The 18,503-nt window shown below is 68.5% G+C and carries 15 protein-coding genes; 7 read left to right on the plus strand and 8 right to left on the minus strand.

Annotated elements, in window-relative coordinates; genetic code table 11:
• Nucleotides 1-238 precede the first annotated feature (238 nt).
• Entirely contained in the window at nucleotides 239-514 is a 276-nt protein-coding gene (locus tag HDG33_RS25620) for a DUF1488 domain-containing protein (RefSeq protein ID WP_008923225.1), read from the minus strand.
• Here HDG33_RS25620 and HDG33_RS25625 point away from each other — a divergent pair.
• Nucleotides 513-2,213, plus strand: a complete 1,701-nt coding sequence (locus HDG33_RS25625; RefSeq protein WP_260330589.1) for an MDR family MFS transporter — start codon at nucleotides 513-515, stop codon at nucleotides 2,211-2,213. The two genes, HDG33_RS25620 and HDG33_RS25625, sit on opposite strands and share 2 nt — an antisense overlap.
• 145 nt (nucleotides 2,214-2,358) lie before the next feature.
• Here HDG33_RS25625 and cobM read toward each other — a convergent pair whose 3' ends face one another.
• From cobM to HDG33_RS25650, 5 genes are read right to left on the minus strand one after another with little or no spacing between them, the layout of a single operon-like run.
• A complete protein-coding gene (gene cobM / locus HDG33_RS25630; RefSeq protein WP_184035399.1) occupies nucleotides 2,359-3,087 on the minus strand; it encodes a precorrin-4 C(11)-methyltransferase in 729 nt (242 codons plus the stop codon).
• Nucleotides 3,084-3,848, minus strand: a complete 765-nt coding sequence (locus tag HDG33_RS25635; RefSeq protein WP_184035401.1) for a cobalt-precorrin-6A reductase — start codon at nucleotides 3,846-3,848, stop codon at nucleotides 3,084-3,086. The genes cobM and HDG33_RS25635 overlap by 4 nt, the downstream gene beginning before the upstream one ends.
• Nucleotides 3,845-4,945, minus strand: coding sequence for a cobalt-precorrin-5B (C(1))-methyltransferase (locus HDG33_RS25640; protein ID WP_184035404.1), 1,101 nt, complete (start codon nucleotides 4,943-4,945; stop codon nucleotides 3,845-3,847). Before HDG33_RS25640 ends, HDG33_RS25635 begins: the two co-directional genes overlap by 4 nt.
• Nucleotides 4,945-6,168 carry a precorrin-6y C5,15-methyltransferase (decarboxylating) subunit CbiE gene (cbiE, locus tag HDG33_RS25645; RefSeq protein WP_184035407.1) on the minus strand — a complete coding sequence of 408 codons (1,224 nt, stop codon included), beginning with the start codon at nucleotides 6,166-6,168 and terminating at the stop codon, nucleotides 4,945-4,947. Before cbiE ends, HDG33_RS25640 begins: the two co-directional genes overlap by 1 nt.
• A gap of 13 nt (nucleotides 6,169-6,181) precedes the next feature.
• Entirely contained in the window at nucleotides 6,182-6,436 is a 255-nt protein-coding gene (locus HDG33_RS25650; protein ID WP_184035410.1) for a hypothetical protein, read from the minus strand.
• Nucleotides 6,437-6,475: 39 nt separating this feature from the next.
• Between HDG33_RS25650 and cobG the strand changes: the two genes are divergently transcribed.
• Genes cobG through cobJ form a run of 4 tightly spaced genes read left to right on the plus strand, consistent with a single transcriptional unit; the run spans nucleotide 6,476 to nucleotide 11,029 of the window.
• Nucleotides 6,476-7,915 carry a precorrin-3B synthase gene (gene cobG, locus HDG33_RS25655; RefSeq protein WP_184035413.1) on the plus strand — a complete coding sequence of 480 codons (1,440 nt, stop codon included), beginning with the start codon at nucleotides 6,476-6,478 and terminating at the stop codon, nucleotides 7,913-7,915.
• Nucleotides 7,908-8,534, plus strand: coding sequence for a precorrin-8X methylmutase (locus HDG33_RS25660; protein ID WP_184035416.1), 627 nt, complete (start codon nucleotides 7,908-7,910; stop codon nucleotides 8,532-8,534). The genes cobG and HDG33_RS25660 overlap by 8 nt, the downstream gene beginning before the upstream one ends.
• Nucleotides 8,535-9,278: a precorrin-2 C(20)-methyltransferase gene (locus HDG33_RS25665; RefSeq protein ID WP_184035419.1), complete on the plus strand. Its 744-nt coding sequence runs from the start codon at nucleotides 8,535-8,537 to the stop codon at nucleotides 9,276-9,278. It abuts the gene before it with no gap.
• Nucleotides 9,275-11,029: a precorrin-3B C(17)-methyltransferase gene (cobJ, locus tag HDG33_RS25670; RefSeq protein ID WP_184035542.1), complete on the plus strand. Its 1,755-nt coding sequence runs from the start codon at nucleotides 9,275-9,277 to the stop codon at nucleotides 11,027-11,029. The genes HDG33_RS25665 and cobJ overlap by 4 nt, the downstream gene beginning before the upstream one ends.
• Before the next feature lie 34 nt (nucleotides 11,030-11,063).
• Here the strand turns inward: cobJ and HDG33_RS25675 are convergent, their stop codons facing one another.
• Nucleotides 11,064-13,685 carry an AAA family ATPase gene (locus HDG33_RS25675; RefSeq protein ID WP_184035422.1) on the minus strand — a complete coding sequence of 874 codons (2,622 nt, stop codon included), beginning with the start codon at nucleotides 13,683-13,685 and terminating at the stop codon, nucleotides 11,064-11,066.
• Nucleotides 13,682-14,887 (minus strand): DNA repair exonuclease, encoded by a 1,206-nt coding sequence (locus HDG33_RS25680; RefSeq protein WP_184035424.1) that lies wholly within the window; start codon nucleotides 14,885-14,887, stop codon nucleotides 13,682-13,684. Before HDG33_RS25680 ends, HDG33_RS25675 begins: the two co-directional genes overlap by 4 nt.
• 207 nt (nucleotides 14,888-15,094) lie before the next feature.
• On the opposite strand from HDG33_RS25680, the gene HDG33_RS25685 reads away from it, so the two are divergent.
• Nucleotides 15,095-16,375 carry a DUF445 domain-containing protein gene (locus HDG33_RS25685; protein ID WP_184035428.1) on the plus strand — a complete coding sequence of 427 codons (1,281 nt, stop codon included), beginning with the start codon at nucleotides 15,095-15,097 and terminating at the stop codon, nucleotides 16,373-16,375.
• Nucleotides 16,376-16,517: 142 nt separating this feature from the next.
• Entirely contained in the window at nucleotides 16,518-18,497 is a 1,980-nt protein-coding gene (locus tag HDG33_RS25690) for an AI-2E family transporter (protein WP_184035431.1), read from the plus strand.
• Nucleotides 18,498-18,503 lie beyond the last annotated feature (6 nt).

The following is an 18,503-nucleotide window of genomic DNA, read 5'->3' on the forward strand; positions in this document are numbered from 1 at the left end:
GCTAATCGTCGCACGCTCCTGCGGCGAATTGCCAGCGAAATAATGGGCGTGCTCGCACGCGCCATAAAAAAAGACCCGGCTGCCGGCAGCCGGGTCCAACTCTCTCGCTCACACGCGTTAAGCGGTGTGTGCGTCGATACTGTAGCCCGCGCCGACATCGCGGATATAGTCGCCGCGATGGAAGAGTCCTTTCCACCGCGGCACGAATCGCTTGACCCGATACAAGCAAGCGGGTCGCTCAATCGAAGTCGCGCGTCTCGAGCTCCACGGACCGTCCCCCGTTGCGTTCGAGCACCCGCCGCGTAGCATTTTCAATGCGGGCGCGGTTCGCCTCGAACGCTCCCACCAGATCGTGAGCAGACGGGGCACCGTTGCCGAGGCTGCCATTGCCGAAATGGTCATTGAGCGCGTCGAGCGACACGCTGCACCATACGTCCTTCCCGTCCACATTGGCCTCGTAGGCGACGCGCGCAGCAGCCACCACTTCCCGGCGTCCGGTGAATTCGATCCTCATGATTGTCCTCCGTGTGTCAAAGGGAAATCCGAATACGCAACGGTCGTGCCCAATCCGGCCGGCTCGCCGGCTGCCCGGGCGCGAGCGCGCACTCTCCGCAAGGTGCATACTCCTGACCGGCCGCCACGCGCGGCCGCGCCGATGCGTCGCAGCAAGGCCTCCTCCGGGCCGTCGACGCATTCAACATATCGATACTACGCCCTTCATGTCCCGCAATACTCAATCTTCACGCCCGCTCGTGATCGCCGCCGTGATGGCCTCGATGGCGATGGTCGCGATCGAAGCGACCATCGTGTCGACCGCGATGCCGCAGATCGTCTCGCAACTCGGCGACCTGCATTTATACAGTTGGGTGTTCTCGTCGTTCCTGCTCACGCAGACCGCGATGACCGTGGTGTTCGGCAAGCTCGCCGACCTCTATGGGCGCAAGCCCGTGATCCTCGCGGGCATCGCGATCTTTCTCGTCGGCTCGGTGCTCGCCGGCTTCGCGTGGTCGATGCCGGCGATGATCGTGTTCCGCCTGATCCAGGGGATCGGCGCGGGCGCGATCCAGCCGGTCACGCTGACCGTCGTCGCCGATCTGTACCCGGCGCGCGAACGCGGCAAGGTGCAGGGTTATCTCGCGAGCGTGTGGGCGATTTCGGCGGTCGTGGGTCCGATGGTCGGCGGCTTCATCATTCACAACCTGTCGTGGGCGTGGATCTTCTGGATGAACGTGCCGATCGGGCTCGCGTCGGCGGCGGGCTTCGTCGCGTTCCTGCGCGAATCGGAACGGCACGCGCGGCCGTCCATCGACTTCGCCGGCGCCGCGCTGTTCATGGCCGCGATCGCAGCGCTGATGATGGCGCTGACCTACGCCGGCGACGACGCGTTGGCGCCAGCCTCGTTCGCAGGCGGCGTCTTCGTGCTGTGCGTGCTGCTGTTCGTGCTGCAGGAGCGTCGCGCGGCCGAACCGATGATCTCGTTCGCGCTATGGAGCCGCCGCCCGATCGCCGCATGCAACAGCGCGACGGTGCTGGCCGGCATGATCCTGATGGGCGCGACCACGTTCCTGCCGATGTACGTGCAGGGCGTGCTGCATCGTTCGCCCGTGGTGGCCGGCCTCGCGCTGACGATGATGATGGTCGGCTGGCCCGCCGGTGCGACGTTCGCGGCGAAGTCGTTTCACCGGCTCGGTTTGCGGCGCATCCTGATCTGCGGCAGCGCGTTCGTGCCGCTCGGCGCGGTGCTGCTGCTGTTGCTGTCGCCGGGCGCGTCGCCGCTCGTCGCCGGGTTCGCGTCGCTGATCATGGGCTTTGGCATGGGGACGTCGAGCGTCAGTTCGCTCGTGCTGATCCAGGAGATCGTCAGGATGGACGAACGCGGCAGCGCGACCGCGTCGAACCTGTTTTCGCGCAATCTCGGCAGCACGCTCGGCGCGACGCTATTCGGCGCGGTGCTGAACTTCGGGCTCAGTCATTCGCAGGGCGTCGCGACGGTCACGTCGGATCAGCTGAAGGCGCTGCTGCAGAACCGCGCCGCCGATCTCGGCGACAGCGATCTGGTCCGGCTCGTGCTGCACCAGTCGCTGCATCTGACCTTCGTGTCGATGTTCGTGATCGCGCTATTCGTGGTCGCGCTGCTCGCGCTGGTCCCAACGATCCGATTTGGCGACGACCAGCCGGCACCACTCAAGGCCTTGTCGCCGCTCGAGGACTGAGTCGCGCGGCGTCGCGAACCACTTGCGTTCGCGAGCACCAGAGGATGAAGCCGTCGCGCGTGCGCGGCTCCAGCGCGTTGTTACCCGGATTTATGATCGACAATCCACGCCGCTTCCTGACGCCAGAAAGGCTTTCACGGCGCCGTCAACTGCCCTTCGCATACAGCGTCGAATCGGCGAACCCTTCGGCTGCCAGCACCTGGCCGACCAGAATCAGCGCGGTGCGCTCGATCGCGCTGCCCTGCACCTTCGCGACGATATCGTCGAGCGTGCCAGTGATCTTTTCCTCGTCGGGCCAGCTCGCGCGATAGATCACCGCGATCGGACACGCGCCGCCGTAATGCGGCCGCAACTCATCGACGATGCGCGCGAGATGCCGCACGCCGAGGTGAATCGCCAGCGTCGCGCGATGCCGCGCGAGATCGCCCAACTGCTCGCCTTCGGGCATCGACGTCTTGCTCGCGTAGCGCGTGAGGATCAGCGTCTGCGACACGCCGGGCAGCGTCAACTCGCAGCCGAGCGCCGCCGCGCATGCGGCCGTCGCGGTCACGCCGGGCACGATTTCGTAAGGAATGGCCAGCTCGCGCAAACGGCGGATCTGCTCGCCGATCGCACCGTACAGCGACGGATCGCCCGAATGCACCCGCGCGACATGCTGGCCCTTCGCGTGCGCCGCCGCGAGCAGCGCGACGATCTGGTCGAGATCGAGCTCCGCGGTGTTGATCACCTGTTGCGCGCTATGACCTTCGAGCACCGCGGCCGGCACCAGCGACCCCGCATACAGGATCACCGGACAACTGCGCACGAGACGCTGCCCTTTGACCGTGATCAGTTCCGGGTCGCCCGGACCCGCGCCGATAAAAAACACTGTCATTCAGTACTCCAATTATTTGCGCACTTACCCGAATCCGCATTCGCCTGCGCGGGCAACGCATCGAGAAGATCGGCAACGCTGGCGAACTCGCGATCGACCTCGGGCAACACCGGCCGTCGCAGCATGATCACCGGCAAGCCGCGCTCGCGCGCGACCTCGAGCTTCGCCTCGGTCGCGCCGCCGCCGCTGTTCTTGCTGACGACGACGTCGAACGCCTGCAGCGCGAACAGCGCGCGTTCGCCGTCGAGCGTGAACGGTCCGCGCGCCGCGAGGATGCGCGAGCGCGCCGTGTCCGGATGCGAGTCGAGCACGCGCACGGTCCAGAATTGATGCGGCGCAATCTCGTCGAGATGCGCGAGCGGTTCGCGCCCGAGCGTGAAAAGCGGCCGCCTGAACGGCGCGAGCGTGTCGATCAGTTCGTTCCAGTCATCGACCATGCGCCATTCGTCGCCGGCTTGCGGCTGCCACGCTGGACGCCGCAGCGCCCAGCACGGCAGCTTCGCCACGCGGCACGCGTCTACGGCATTCGCGCTGATCCGCGCCGCGTACGGATGCGTCGCGTCGATCACGAGGCCGATCGCTTCGCTCGCGAGGTAACGCGCCAGACCCGCGCTGCCGCCGAAACCGCCGACGCGCACCGCGCACTTCAAGTCGTCGGGGACCTTGCCGAGTCCCGCGAGACTGTACACATGCGCGGGACCGAGCTGGCGCGCGATCTTCAGCGCGTCGCCGGTGCCGCCGAGCAGCAGGATGCGCGTCATCGCGCGACTCCGACGATGTTGCCCTGCCGGTCGATCGCGAAGATTTCGACGTTGACCTGCGGCGGCACGATATCGCGAGCAACGGCCAACGCGTGCTGACAGACGATATCGCCGAGCGGCACCTGCCGCGCGTGAGCGAGCGCGAGCGCCTGCTGGCTCGTGTTGGCCGCGCGCATCGCCGCTTGCAGCGCGGCGTCGGCGCCATGCGCGGCAGCCCAGCCGGCGAGTTGTTCGAGATCGATGCTGGAGTTGCGGCTATGCAGATCGAGATGGCCGGCCGCGAGCTTGCTGAGCTTGCCGAAGCCGCCGCAAATGCTCAGTCGCTCGACCGGCGCGCGCTTCACATGCTTGAGCACCGCGCCGACAAAATCGCCCATTTCGATCAGCGCGATGTCGGGCAGGCCGTAGTGCGCGCGCATCGCGTCCTCGCTCGCGTTGCCGGTGCAGGCGGCCACATGCGTATAGCCGTTCGCGCGCGCGACGTCGATGCCCTGATGGATCGACGCGATATACGCCGAGCACGAAAACGGCCGCACGATGCCGGTGGTGCCGAGTATCGACAGCCCACCGACAATCCCGAGTCGCGGGTTCATCGTTTTCAGCGCGAGCGCTTCGCCGCCTTCGACGCCGATCGTCACTTCGAAGCCGCCGAGATACGCGTGGCGCGCGGCGAGTTCGACGAGGTGCTGCGTGATCATCTGGCGCGGGACCGGATTGATCGCCGGTTCGCCGACCGGCAGCGTGAGCCCCGCGCGCGTGACCGTGCCGACGCCCGGCCCCGCGCGAAAGATCACACCGGGCCCGGGCACGAGGCGCACGCGCGCGAACACGAGCGCGCCGTGGGTCACGTCGGGATCGTCGCCGGCATCCTTGATCGTGCCGGCTTCGGCGATCCGCTCGCCGTCCAGCGCGACAAGGCGGCAGAACGTGAGCCGCATCGGCACATGCTGGCCCTTCGGCAACACGATCTCCGCGACCTCGCTGAGCTCGCCCGCCAGCAGTAGACGAGCGGCCGCGAGCGACGTCGCGGTCGCGCAACTGCCGGTCGTATAGCCGCTGCGCAGCGGCGCTGGCTGCTCGGGAGTCTCGTCGCGCATCACGAATCGGCCGCTGGTTTGGCGGGTTTGGTCACGTCGAGCAGTGTGATCGGCAACGCCTGGCGCCACGTATCGAAGCCGCCGAGCGGTTGCGCGTGAGCGAGCCCGATGCGCGTCAGCGTACCGCCATGCCGCTCGCGCCATGCGGCGAGCACCGCCTCGCCTTGCAGCGTCACCGCGTTCGCGACGAGCCGGCCGCCGTCGCGCAGTTGTGTCCAACAGGTGTCGAGCACGTCAGGCTCCGTCACCCCACCGCCGATGAACACCGCGTGCGGCGTCGGCAGTCCCCGCAACGCGTCAGGCGCGCGGCCGGCCACGAGTTGCAGCCCGGGCACGCCCAAAGCATCGCGATTCTGTTCGATGAAGCGCTGCCGCGCTTCGTTCGCTTCGATTGCGATCGCGCGACACGTGGGATGCGCGCGCATCCATTCGATTCCGATCGAACCGCTGCCCGCGCCGACGTCCCACAGCAACTCGCCGGGCGCGGGCGCGAGGCGCGCGAGCGTGATGACGCGCACGTCGCGCTTGGTCAACTGGCCGTCGTGGATAAAGGCGTCGTCGGGCAAACCGCAGGTCAGCGGCAGACGCGGCGCATGCGCCGACGCGCGGCACTCGAGCGCGATCAGATTGAGCGCGGCCATCTCGCCGGCCGGCCATTGATCCGCGCGGCCATCGACACGCCGTTCGCGTGCACCGCCCAGATGTTCGAGCACGGTCATGGCAGTCGCGCCGAAACCGCGCGCATCGAGCGAGGCCGCCAGTGCCGCGGGCGTGCGCCCGTCCGCGCTCAGCACGAACAGGCGCGCGCCGTCACGCAGATGCGCATTCAGCGCGGCAAGCGGTCGGCCGACCAGCGAGACGGTCGCGACATCCTGCAACGGCCAGCCGAGCCGCGCGGCCGCGAGCGATAACGACGACGGCGCCGGCAGCACGCGCAGCTCGCCGGCCGGCAACTGCCGCGCGAGCGTCGCGCCGACGCCGAACAGCATCGGGTCGCCGCTCGCGAGCACGCACACCGCGTGCGGACGCTCGGCGAGCAACGGCGCAAGATCGAACGGACGCGGCCACGCGGCACGGCGCGCGGCGAGCCGCGCGGGCAGCATCGCCAGATGGCGCTCGCCGCCGTACACGACCGACGCGCCCAGCAACGCACGCCGCGCGGGCCGCCCCAAACCGGCGAAGCCGTCGTCGCCAATGCCCACTACGGTCAGCCATGCCGGCATGCATCCATCCTCATCAGTTGCGTCGATTCTTTAGCGATTGCACCGGCTCACGCATGCGGCTTTGCACAGGCTCGGAGCGCGGGTTGCGAAAGTCGGCATGATACCGCCGCCATGCGGCCCGCGGGTTCGCGGCGGAGCGCCATGCGGCCGGGATCACCGGCATCGCGCGATGGCCGGCAAACAGGCGCTGCGGCCACAGCGTAAAGATATAATGGCCGCTTTCATTGCCCACGGTCGGCCCGAAGCGCTTTTCGGCCGCACCGTTCACGCCGGCCCTCGTCGGGCAGCATGCAGCGAGGCCGCAGCCATGCCGTCGCGCGACGCTAAACCCGGTGCCCCTTTGAATCGAGCTTCGCCTCCCACTGTTTCGTCCCACGCGGTCACGACACCGCGGCCCTCGGCATGTCCGGGGTTGCTGCGCATCGTCCCCGCGCGCGACGGCGGCATCTGCCGCATCAAACTGCCCGGCGGCGTGCTGAGCGCGGCGCAGGCACGCGCGATCGCCGATGCCAGCACGCGGCACGCGAACGGCGTCGCCGAGCTGACCAATCGCGCGAATCTGCAACTGCGCGGCGTGCGTAACGGACACGAAGCGGCGTTGAGCGCGGCGCTGATCGGCGCGGGGCTTGGACCGGCCGGCGCGCTCAGTTCCGCCGACGACGTCCGCAACGTGATGATCAGCCCCGCCGCCGGCCGCGATCCGCACGCGCTGATCGACACGACGCCGCTGTGCGCAGAACTGCTGACGCTGCTGCAAGGCGATGCGCGTTTCGTAGCGTTGTCGCCGAAATTCGCGCTGCTGCTCGACGGCGGCGAACAGCTTGCGCGGGTCGATCATCCGCATGACGTGTGGCTCGCGGCGTCGGCTGACGAAGAAGGCGTGCGCTTCGTGTTCGGCCTCGCGGGGTGCCCGGCTCCGGCGGGCGAAAACTTGAACCCGCGCGACCATCGCGATTCCAACGGCACGGGCGCGCTCGCGGCGGTGCCGGCGTCGCGCGTGCCCGCGCTCCTCCGTGCCTTGCTGCACACGTTCCTCGACCTCGCCGCAGCCGACGCGACCCGCATGCGCGACCTGCTCGCTACGCATTGCGCCGACGCGCTGCTGCAGCACGCGCAGCGCTACGTCGATTTCCCGCTCGCGCGCGACGCATCGCTGAGCCACTGGCAACGGCACATCGCCGCCGACCCATCGCTGCGGCTCGGCGCGCACGTCCAGCGCGGCGACGGCACGTCGCATGTCGGCGGCCAACCACCGCTCGGCCGGATCGATGCGGCCACGCTGCGCGCCCTGGCTGCGCTCGCGCAAAAACACGGCGACGGCAGGTTGCACGCGACGCCATGGCAAAGCGTGCTGCTGCCCGACATCGCGACGACGGCGGTGCCCGCCGTGCTCGCGAAGCTGATCGAACTCGGTCTCGCGTGCGATCCCGCGCAGGCCATCACGCACGTGATCGCCTGCGCCGGTTCGGCCGGCTGCGCGAAGGGCCTCGCCGACACCAAGACCGACGCGCTGCAACTCGCCGAGCGCTTACCCGCCGGCGTCGACGTGCATCTGACGGGCTGTCCGCGCTCCTGCGCGGCCGCGCATCGCGCGCCCTACACGCTGCTCGCCGCCGCGCCCGGCCTCTACGACCTTTATCGACGCGACGGCCGCCCCGGCTTCGGCCAATGCGTTGCGCCCCAACTGACGATCGACGAGGCCGCCGCGCTGCTCGCGCGCCTCGCCCGGAGTACTCCACATGCTTGATTACATTCGCGACGGTCAGGAGATCTATCGCCAATCGTTCGCGACGATCCGCGCGGAGGCCGACCTCGCGCGCATCCCCGCCGACCTCGAAAAGCTCGCGGTGCGCGTGATCCACGCGTGCGGCATGGTCGACGTGATCGACGACCTCGCGTTCTCCGACGGCGCCGGCAGCGCGGGCCGCCGCGCGCTCGCGCAAGGCGCGCCGATCCTGTGCGATGCGGGCATGGTCGCGCAAGGCATCACGCGCGCGCGGCTGGCCGCGAACAACGAAGTGATCTGCACGCTCACGCACCCGGACGTGCCCGCGCTCGCGCGCGAAATCGGCAACACGCGCTCGGCCGCCGCGCTCGAATTGTGGCGCCCGCATCTGGCGGGCAGCGTCGTCGTGATCGGCAATGCGCCGACCGCGCTGTTTCATCTGCTCGACATGCTCGATGCCGGCGCGCAGAAGCCGGCGCTGATTCTCGGCTTTCCGGTCGGCTTCGTCGGCGCGGCGGAATCGAAAGCGGCACTCGCGCAAAACAGCCGCGGCGTCCCCTATCTGGTCGTGCACGGACGGCGCGGCGGCAGCGCGATGGCCGCCGCCGCGGTCAACGCGCTTGCGACGGAGGTCGAATAAATGGCGAGCCAGCTAACGAGTCGCGGACGGCTGTACGGCATCGGCGTCGGTCCCGGTGACCCGGAATTGCTGACGTTGAAGGCGCTGCGGCTGCTCAAAGCGGCACCGGTGGTCGCGTATTTCGTCGCAAAGGGCAAGAGGGGCAACGCGTTCGGCATCATCGAGGCGTATCTGCACGACGCGCAGCAGCATCTGCCGCTCGTCTATCCGGTCACCACCGAAGCACTCGAACCGCCGCTGTCGTACGAAGCGATCATCGCGGACTTCTATGACACCGCCGCCGAAATCGTCGCGGGCCATCTCGACGCGGGCCGCGACGTCGCGGTGATCTGCGAAGGCGATCCGTTCTTCTATGGCTCGTACATGTATCTGCACGACCGGCTCGCGGCGCGCTACGACAGTGAGGTGGTGCCCGGCGTGTGCTCGATGCTCGGCGGCGCGGCGGTGCTCGGCGCGCCGCTCGTGTATCGCAACCAGAGCTTGTCGGTGCTGTCGGGCGTGCTGCCCGAAGATGAATTGCGCCGCCGTCTGGCCGACGCCGACGCGGCGGTCATCATGAAACTCGGCCGCAATTTCGACAAGGTACGGCGCGTGCTCGACGAACTCGGACTCGCGCAGCGCGCGCTGTACGTCGAACGCGCGACGATGCGAAATCAGCGCATCGTGGCGCTCGCCGAAGTCGATCCGATGGCGTCGCCGTATTTCTCACTGCTGGTCGTGCCGGGGCAAAAATGGCAAGGATGAACGCGCCCGCCATCGTGATTCTCGGCACGGGCGCGCTTGCGACCGCGCGGCGGATTCAGGCGTCGTATGTCGAGCGCGGCGCGCATGCCGCGGCCGGCGTTCCCGCGGACTGCCAGGTCCACGCGCTGCAGGGGCGCGTCGACGCCGACGTCTCGTACAGCGAACTCGGCGCGCATCTGCGCGAGCTGTATGCGCGCGGCACGCCGATCGTCGCGCTGTGCGCGGCCGGCATCGTGATTCGCTGCCTCGCGCCGCTGCTGTCGAACAAAGGCGCAGAGCCGCCGGTGCTCGCGGTCGCCGAGGACGGCAGCGCGGTCGTGCCGCTGCTCGGCGGCCTCGCGGGCGTCAACGTGATGGCGCGCGACATCGCCGCGGCGTTGGCCGTACAGCCCGCGATCACGACGAGCGGCGAACTGCGCTTCGGCACCTGCGTGCTCAATCCGCCCGATGGCTATGCGCTCGCCGACCTGGGTCAGGGCAAGCGCTTCGTGTCGGATCTGCTCGCGGGCGAAAGCACGCGCATCGAAGGCGACGCGCCGTGGCTCGACGACGCGCAACTGCCGCGCTCGGCGTCGGCGCGTCTCGCGATTCGCGTGACGCCGCGCGCGTGGGATGGGCGTGAAGACGAGCTCGTAATTCATCCGCGCAGTGTGGTGGCGGCTGTCGCCAGCGACGATGCCGATGCCGCCGACGCGATCGTCGCACGCGTGCGCGCGGCACTGAACGCGCAGGGTCTCGCGATGCTTTCGCTTGCGGCCTTGCTCGCGCCATCGACGAGCATGGCCGACCCGGCGGTTGCGCAAGCGGCAAGGCTTCTCGAGGTGCCCCTGCGCTTCGCCGATGCCAGCGCCGAACAGGGCGAATCGAGTGCCGTAAGGTTGCTGCATACCGCGCTACGCGTCCCCCACGAAACGCTGCACGACGACACACACCCCAACGTCGCGCTCGCCCTCTCCCCGCTCGCCATCGACCCCGCGACGCTCGGCCGTGCCCGCGGCCGTCTGACCGTGATCGGCCTCGGCCCCGGCCGGGCCGAGCTGATGGTTCCGGCCGCGCGCACCGCGTTGAACGAAGCGACCGACATCCTCGGCTACGACACCTACGTGAAAATGGCCGGCCCGCTGCGCGCCGGTCAGCGCGTGCACGGCACCGACAATCGCGAGGAAATGCAGCGCGCGCGGCACGCGTTCGGGCTCGCGAGCGAAGGCCGCTCGGTCGTGATGGTGTCGTCGGGCGACCCCGGCGTGTTCGCGATGGCGGCCGCCGTGCTCGAAGCGCTCGAAGCTTCCCGCAACGACGCATGGGCGGCCGTCGAACTATCGATCGTGCCGGGCGTGTCGGCCGCGCTCGCGACCGCCGCGCAGGCCGGCGCGCCGCTCGGCCACGACTTCTGCATGCTGTCGCTGTCGGACAACCTGAAGCCGTGGACGATCATCGAAACCCGCCTGCGCCATGCGGCGCAAGCCGATCTCGTGATGGCGTTCTACAACCCGATTTCGCGCGCGCGTCCGTGGCAACTCGACAAGGCACTCGACATCGTGCGGGAGTATCGCGTGCCATCGACCCAGGTGGTGCTGGGTCGCGATATCGGCCGGCCCGGCGGCACGCTGCGCATGCTGACGCTCGGCGAGCTTCGCTCGGCCGATGTGGATATGCGTACGATGGTGATCGTCGGGTCGTCGCTGACGAGAAGATTCGCTTGCGGTCATCACGGCGCGCAGTGGGTGTACACGCCGCGGTGGTACGAGTAAGCGGACCGTACCGGGTGGTACCGGCCCGCCCCGCTCACGCCACCTTCAGATCCTGCACTGCCCGCTGCCTGACGCCCAGGTCGTCCCACAACTCCGGATGGCACGTGAACACCAGAATCTGATGCCGCGTCGCCGCGTCGATCAACGCGCGTTTGAGCGCGTCGCGGCGCGCGGCATCGGTGTGTACCGCGGCATCGTCGAGCATCAGCAGAGTCGGCCGGCCTGAGGCCTGCAAGAGATCCGCATACGCGAGCCGCGTCAGGATGCCGAGCTGTTCGCGCGTGCCGAAGCTGAGCGCATCGAGCAGTTCCGCGCGGCCGTCACGATCGAGCATCGCCGGAATCAGATCGTCGCCGAGCGCGAGGCTCGACTGCGGAAAAAGCCGCTTCAGGTAGTGACCGACCCGCTCGGTCAACGGCGCACGCAGTTGGGCGAGCGCGGCGTCGCGTTCGTCGACCAGCACTTCGTCGAGCAGACTCAGCGCGCTCGCGCGCAGGCGCAATTCGTCCTTGCGACGCGTGGCCTGCTCGACCTGGGCTTCGAGCGCGGCAAGCCGTTCGCCGAGGCCCGATGCGCCCATCGTTTCGAGCTGGCTACGCAGCTCCGCGATCCGCAGTTGACGCTCGTGCTGCTCGTTGCGCGCGAGGTCCGCCGATGCGCGATAACGCTTCGCCTCCGCCACGGGGTCGTCCAGACGCGCCGCATCGAGTTCGCGCTCGCGCTCGCCGCGCTGGTTCTTCAGCGCATCGACCTTGACGCGTTGCTCGACGATATGCGCCTGCCACTGCGCGCGGTTGCGCCGAAACGCTTCGTCGTTCAGCTGCGCTTCTTTACGCTGCAACTGCGCCGTGAGCGAATCGGCCTTCGCAACGCCGCTGGATTGCGCGCCCGCCGCCTGCGCGAGCACCTTGCGCGCGGTCTCCAACGCGTCGCGCGCGATGTCGGCGTTGCGGCGCGCGTCGTCGAGCGGTGCCGCCGCGGACACGTCGGGGAGACTGGCAAGGCGCTCGCTCGACGCCTGCAAGCGCGCCGCTGTCGATGCCAGTGCCGCGCGCAACGCATCGATGCCTTGCGGCGCGTGCACCTCGAGAATCCTCGCCTGGCTCTTCTGTTGCGCGACCAGCGTTTTCCATTGCTCGTGACGCGCCTGCGCATCGCCCACCGACGCGACGCCGAGCGAGCGCAGCAACTGCGCGTGCTTCGCCTCGAGCGACGCCAGCTCCGACAACCGCGCGGACAGATCGGACACGCCCGGAATCACGCGCAATTCGCCGAGCTTCCCGAGACCAATGCGCTTTTCAGCGTCGACATGCAGCACGCCCGTGCCGCTGATCGTCTGATCGCCGACGCTCAATTCGCCATTCAAGCTGTACTCGATGCGCGTCATCGCCGCTTCGGTCCGCGCGCGCAACACGGTCAATTCGCCGTCGAGCGCGACGAGGCGCTTGAACTGCGCTTCGTCGAGTTCGAGCGCCGCCGCCTCGCGCGCGGCCTGCAACACCGCCGCGTTCGCCTTGTCCGCCTCGCCGATCGACGCTTCGAGCCGCTGGCCCTCCGCCCGATAGAAATCGACCTGGCTGCGCAGATCGGCGGCGGTTACCGCCGCGTTCGCGAGTTCGAGCGCGCGGTTCGCCTCGGCCGATGCCTGCTCGAACTGCACCGCACGGCTTTGCGCCTGCGCATGCGCGGTTTGCGCGGCCGCGACCTCGACGCGCACCGCGTCGAGCTGCTCGCGTTCGCGCGCGATGGCCGCCTCCAGTTCGAGCGCGCCCTGCTCCTGCTGCACCGACAACGCGAGTTCGGCCTCGCCGATCTTCAGCGACTGCGCGAGCCCTTCGAGACCGCGTTCGAGTTGTTCGACCGCCACGGCACGTTGCTGCGCGAGCGCGGCCTTCTGCTCGTGAAGCTCCCACGGACGCCTGCGCTCGGCGTCGTCGAATGCCTGCTGTTGGGCGGCGAGGCGCGCGATGTTGTCGTCGAACTGCTGGCGCTGCTGTTGCAGCTCGTCGCGGCTCGCGATCAGCGAGGCGAGCTTCTGCTCCGCCTCGGCGAGCGGCCCGGTCGACTTCTGCGTGCGCGCGGTCAGCAGTTGCCGCAGTTCGCGCTGCACGGCCGCGATCAGCGCGTCCTCGCCGCCCGCTTCGCGGCCGCCCGACAGTTGCGTGAGCGCGTCGCGCAGATACTGCGCCGCGTGCCCGGTCGAATCGCGCATCTCCTGCGTGCCGCCTTGCTGCACCCACAACAGACCCGGCACGCCGGCGTTCTCGGCTTTCATCGGACCGCGCGCCGCGCGCGCGAAGCCGAGCAGCGCGGCGAGCTTGTCTTCGGCTTCGTCCTCGCTATACACGGCATGGCCGATCCTCAGCTCGCAACGCTGACGCGACACGAACTGCTTCGACAAACGGCACGCCACGCCATCGAACTCGAAGCTGACCTCCACCGACGGCTGCCCGCTCGCGAGCCCCCACGGCAACAGGTCTTTCAGATGCGACGCCTTGTAGCGTTCGAGGAACACCGTGCGCACCGCCTCGGCAATCGTGCTTTTGCCGGCCTCGTTCGGGCCGATGAACAGATTGAGACCGGGCTGCAGATCGTCGATCACGATCTGCCCGCCGAACTGCCTGAATTCCTGAATCGCGATACGTTGCAGCTTCATGCGGGGGCTCCTTCACGCGGCGCTTCAGGTTGCTGCCGCTCGCGCGTCTGCGCGGGTGGTGCGGCCTGCGAATCGCGTTGCCGCTGGTCGCGCTGAAACCGCGCCAGCAGCAGCAACGCCTCGGCCGCGCGCCGCGCCTCTTGCGGATCGGCCTGCGCGTCTTCCTGCAGGCCGCGCAGCCGCGCCACCACCTTCGCGAGATAGCCGCTTTGCGCGCCGAGTTCGGCGAGATCGTCGGCGGTCGGCAGCACGTGCAGACTGCCCAGATCGGCACGCAACGCGCGCACACGCGCGCGCGCCTGTTCGACCGCGACATGCAGCGCCTCGGCATCGGCGAGCGCCGCGGTGCCGCCGACCTCGATGCGCAGCACGTCATTCGCGCCGAGTTCGGCGAGGCGGGTTTTCAATGCATCGACATCGGTCGGCACCGAAATCGTCTCGTCCCAGCGATGCCACCGGTATTGCCCGACCCGCACCGCGGCGACCTGCGGCACCGCGCCGGGATCGCTGACGGTAACGTCGAGCACGAAGCCCGGCTCGTTTGCGCGGAAACGGTCCTGCTCGTGCGTGCCCGCGTACCACGTGCGTTCGTCGACGCGCAGATGGCCGTGCCAGTCGCCGAGCGCCAGATAGTCGAGCCGCGCACTGGCGGCGCGCGTCGGCGCGATCGGATTCGACGAGTCGATGCCGTCTTGCAGAATGCCGCCGACGCTGCCATGCGCGAGCCCCACGCGGTGATAGCCGGGCGGAGTATCGGTGGAATCGAAGAACGCGGTGGTGTCGTCGTAGGTGATGCGCTGCGTGAGCGGCGCGCACAGCAGCGCGCACCGGCACGCGTCGAGCAGCACGACGCCGGCTTCGAGCACGAGGCGCACGTTCGGCGGCACGCAATCGAGCCGCTGCGCGCGGGTCCACACGCTTTCGACGAGCGCCGCGTCGTGATTGCCCGGCAGCATGATCCACGCTCCGGAAAACGCTTGCAGCGCGGCGAACAAACGTCGGATCACGGTGTCCGACACCGTCTGCAGATCGAACACGTCGCCCGCGACGAGCACCGCGTCGACGTTGCGCGCGGCTGCTTCTTCGGCGATGCGGCGCACCGTGTCGAAGCGCGCCTGGGCGAGATGCGCGGCCTCGTCCGGTTCGAACTGACCGAATTGCGTGCCGATCTGCCAGTCCGCGGTGTGCAGAAACCTGATCACTGTGCCTCCATTGCGATTGCGTTGCGTCCTCTTGCGTTGATTTCGCCGAGGAGCCCAATCGCGAATGTTACCTTGCCGAAGCGCCGGCGCGTATTGCGCGCGCGTATCCAGGCTGGACGCGCGCGCGGGCCGTACCGCATCATTGCAACCGACCCGGCCGAGCCCGCCGACTTTCCAGCCCCCGCCCGACACGATCAACCGCGCCCGATGGACAAGACCACCGAACTGAAGAAGGCCAAGCGCACGCCTTTACTGCTGCTGCTCGCGGCCGCCTGCGTTTTCGTCGTCGCCGCATTCCTGCCGCGCGGCCTGTGGGTCGACGGCATCAAGGCCGTCGCCGAGGCTGCGATGGTCGGCGCGCTCGCCGACTGGTTCGCGGTCGCGGCGCTGTTTCGCCGCGTGCCGATTCCGCTCGTGTCCGCGCACACCGCGATCATCCCGCGCAACAAGCACAAGATCGCCGACAACCTCGCGCACTTCGTGCAGGACAAGTTTCTCGACGTGCCGTCGCTGGTCGGTCTGATCCGCCGGCATGATCCGGCGCAGACCATCACCGCGTGGCTCAGCGAATCGGCCAACTCCGCGCGCCTCGGCGACTACGTGGTGCGGCTCACCGGCGGCATCCTCGACGTGGCCGACGACGCGCGCATTCAGAACTTCATCAGGGACGGTTTGCGCGACGTGCTCGCGAGGGTCGATCTGTCGCAATCGCTCGGCGCGATTCTCGACACGCTGACGCGCGACGGCCGCCATCAGGAACTGCTCGACACCGCGATCGATCAGGTGATCGCGGTACTGCGCGAGGCGCCGGCGCGCGAATTCATTGCCGCGCGCATCGTCGATTGGGTGAAAAGCGAGTATCCGACGATGGAGAAGTTTCTGCCGTCGGTATGGCTCGGCGACAAGGGGGCGGAGGCGATCGCGAGCGCCGCGAACCGTATGCTCGAACAGATTGCGGAGAACCCCACGCACGAGCTGCGCGACAAGTTCGACCACGCGGTGCAGAAGCTGATCGTGCGGCTGAAGACCGATCCCGTGTTCCTGCAACAAGGCGAAGCACTGAAGCGCTATCTGGTCGAAGGCGAGGCTTTCGGCAGCTACGTGAAGGACATGTGGGGCGAGCTGCGCGCGTGGCTCAAGCGCGATCTGCAAAGCGCCGATTCGGCACTGCATGCGCGTGTCGCCGCGATGGGCGCGTGGGTCGGCCGCGAACTCGCGCGCGATCCAGCGCTGCGGCAATCGCTGAACGATCACCTCGAGGAAGCGGCGCGCGCGATGGCGCCGGATTTCGCGCGGTTCCTCACGCGCCATATCAGCGATACGGTGAAGAACTGGCCCGCGCACGAGATGTCGCACCAGGTCGAGATGAATATCGGCAAGGATCTGCAGTACATCCGCATCAATGGGACGATCGTCGGCGGATTTATCGGCTTGTTGCTGTATGTGAGTTCGCTGTTGCTGGAGATGCTGCGGGTGCATGTCGGCTGACGACTCGAGCGCATTGAGCGACTCAACGCACAGCCACGCGTGAGCCCCCTCCCGCCAAACCACCTACAATTCGGGCATCTGTCTTGCTGACGACCAGTGCTCCGCTCGGTCGTCAACGCGTCCCAACCGGAATTCTGCTTACATGAAAATATCGCTACCGCCGCCGCAAGGGCGGCCCAACCGCGTTTACCCGCCGGGCACGCCGGGCCTGCATGGCCTCGTGTCGCTGATCACCGGCGTGGTGGTCGTGTGCGGGCTGTACTTCGGGCGGGAGGTACTGATTCCGATCACGTTGTCGGTGCTGCTGAGCTTCCTGCTCGCGCCGCTCGTGCAGATGCTGCGGCGTCTGCACATGGGCCAGTTGCCGTCGATCTTCATCGCGGTGCTGTTCGCTCTCGCCTCGCTGCTCGCGGTCGGCGCGCTGATCGGCGCGCAGCTCGTGCAGCTCGCGGACGCGCTGCCACAGTACCAGGAAGCGATCGAGCAGAAGATCGAAACCGTGCAGGAAAAGACCGTGGGCCGCGCCGACGCCCTGATGAGCAGCGCTGCCAGCGCGCTGCAGCGCGTGGCGCCATCGCGCCCCGCACCGCCGCGCCCGACCGGCCGCGCTGCGCGCAACGCGCCGCAGGTGCCGCAACAGGTCGAGGTGCACGAGCCCGCGCCGACGCCGGTGCAACTCGCGCAGCGCGCGCTGACGCCGGCCATCGCGCCGATCGAGACGACCTTCATCGTGCTCGTCGTGACCATCTTCATCCTGTTGCAGCGCGAGGATTTGCGCGACCGTCTGATCAGCCTGTTCGGTTCGCGCGACCTGCACCGCACGACTACCGCGATCAACGACGCCGCCGGGCGCCTGTCACGCTATTTCGTCGCGCAGCTCGGCGTGAATCTGAGCGCGGGCGGCATCATCGCGATCGGGCTCGCGATCATCGGCGTACCGGGGGCGCTGCTGTTCGGCGTGATCGCCGCGCTGCTGCGCTTCGTGCCGTACATCGGCATCTGGATCGCGGCGATCCTCGCATTCTTTCTCGCGGCCGCGATCCAGCCGCAATGGACGATGGCGGTCCTCACGCTGATCCTGTTCATCGTCGTCGACGTGGTCGCCGGGCAGATCGCCGAGCCGCTGCTGTACGGTCATCGCTCGGGCCTGTCGCCGCTCGCGGTGGTGGTCGCGGCGATTTTCTGGAGCTGGCTGTGGGGGCCGATCGGCCTCGTGCTGTCGACGCCGCTCACGCTGTGCGTCGTCACGCTCGGGCGCTACGCGGACCGGCTGAACTTCCTGACCGTGCTGCTCGGCGATCAGCCCGCGCTGACGCCCGCGCAGAACTTCTATCAGCGCCTGCTCGCCGACGATCCGCACGAGGCGATCGTGCAGGCCGAACGGCTGCTGCGCGAGATGTCGCTGATCGACTACTACGACAAGGTCGCGCTCGAAGGCCTGCGGCTCGCGCGCAACGACGCGCAGCGCGGCGTGCTGATGCCCGAGCAGTTGCAGCGGATCAACGACGCGCTCGTCGATATCGTCGAGAACCTCGATATCGCCGAAGGGCTGCGCGATTCGCTGTCGCCTGCCGAACCGGCGGACGCGGGTAACGCGCTGCTTGCCGGGACGCCGGATCTGGCGTCGCCGGGCGTGGGTGCCACGCAGCGATACCGCAGCGATCTGCTCACGCGCTCGCAACAGCCGGGCGGAGCGGGCAAGGCCGCGGTGTTGTGCGTGCCCGGCCGCGGCGCGTTCGACGAAGTGACGACCGCGATCGCCGTGCAACTGCTGAATCGCCAGGGCTTCGCGCCGCTGATGGCGACGCACTCGGGCTATCGCAGCGCACGCGCCGACGAGCCGAGCTTCAAGGACACGTCGATCATCTGCATCGTGTCGCTCGACGCGCCCGAGTCGCCGCTGTACCTGCGCAACATGCTGCGGCGCACGCGCGAATGGCGGCCACGCGCGACGCTGGTGGTCGGCGTCGGCGTCGGCGACGCGCCGGACGGCAGCGTCGAACTCGATGCGGGCGGCGAGCTGCATGCGTCGCCGACGTTCCGCGCGATGATCGAGGCATGTCACGCGGCGACGGCTGGGCAGCCCATGCGGCAGCCGTCGCAGACGGCCAGCGCCGGCTGAGGCTGG

It is taken from the genome of Paraburkholderia sp. Cpub6 (assembly GCF_014201065.1).
Classification (GTDB): Bacteria; Pseudomonadota; Gammaproteobacteria; order Burkholderiales; family Burkholderiaceae; genus Paraburkholderia; species Paraburkholderia tuberum.

What these genes read in the sequence shown, in the direction of transcription:
- HDG33_RS25625 (WP_260330589.1), top strand. Translation starts at nt 513, where the DNA reads ATGATTGTCCTCCGTGTGTCAAAGGGAAATCCGAATACGCAACGGTCG.
- HDG33_RS25620 (WP_008923225.1), bottom strand. Translation starts at nt 514, where the DNA reads ATGAGGATCGAATTCACCGGACGCCGGGAAGTGGTGGCTGCTGCGCGC.
- cobM (WP_184035399.1), bottom strand. Translation starts at nt 3,087, where the DNA reads ATGACAGTGTTTTTTATCGGCGCGGGTCCGGGCGACCCGGAACTGATC.
- HDG33_RS25635 (WP_184035401.1), bottom strand. Translation starts at nt 3,848, where the DNA reads ATGACGCGCATCCTGCTGCTCGGCGGCACCGGCGACGCGCTGAAGATC.
- HDG33_RS25640 (WP_184035404.1), bottom strand. Translation starts at nt 4,945, where the DNA reads ATGCGCGACGAGACTCCCGAGCAGCCAGCGCCGCTGCGCAGCGGCTAT.
- cbiE (WP_184035407.1), bottom strand. Translation starts at nt 6,168, where the DNA reads ATGCCGGCATGGCTGACCGTAGTGGGCATTGGCGACGACGGCTTCGCC.
- cobG (WP_184035413.1), top strand. Translation starts at nt 6,476, where the DNA reads ATGCCGTCGCGCGACGCTAAACCCGGTGCCCCTTTGAATCGAGCTTCG.
- HDG33_RS25660 (WP_184035416.1), top strand. Translation starts at nt 7,908, where the DNA reads ATGCTTGATTACATTCGCGACGGTCAGGAGATCTATCGCCAATCGTTC.
- HDG33_RS25665 (WP_184035419.1), top strand. Translation starts at nt 8,535, where the DNA reads ATGGCGAGCCAGCTAACGAGTCGCGGACGGCTGTACGGCATCGGCGTC.
- cobJ (WP_184035542.1), top strand. Translation starts at nt 9,275, where the DNA reads ATGAACGCGCCCGCCATCGTGATTCTCGGCACGGGCGCGCTTGCGACC.
- HDG33_RS25675 (WP_184035422.1), bottom strand. Translation starts at nt 13,685, where the DNA reads ATGAAGCTGCAACGTATCGCGATTCAGGAATTCAGGCAGTTCGGCGGG.
- HDG33_RS25685 (WP_184035428.1), top strand. Translation starts at nt 15,095, where the DNA reads ATGGACAAGACCACCGAACTGAAGAAGGCCAAGCGCACGCCTTTACTG.
- HDG33_RS25690 (WP_184035431.1), top strand. Translation starts at nt 16,518, where the DNA reads ATGAAAATATCGCTACCGCCGCCGCAAGGGCGGCCCAACCGCGTTTAC.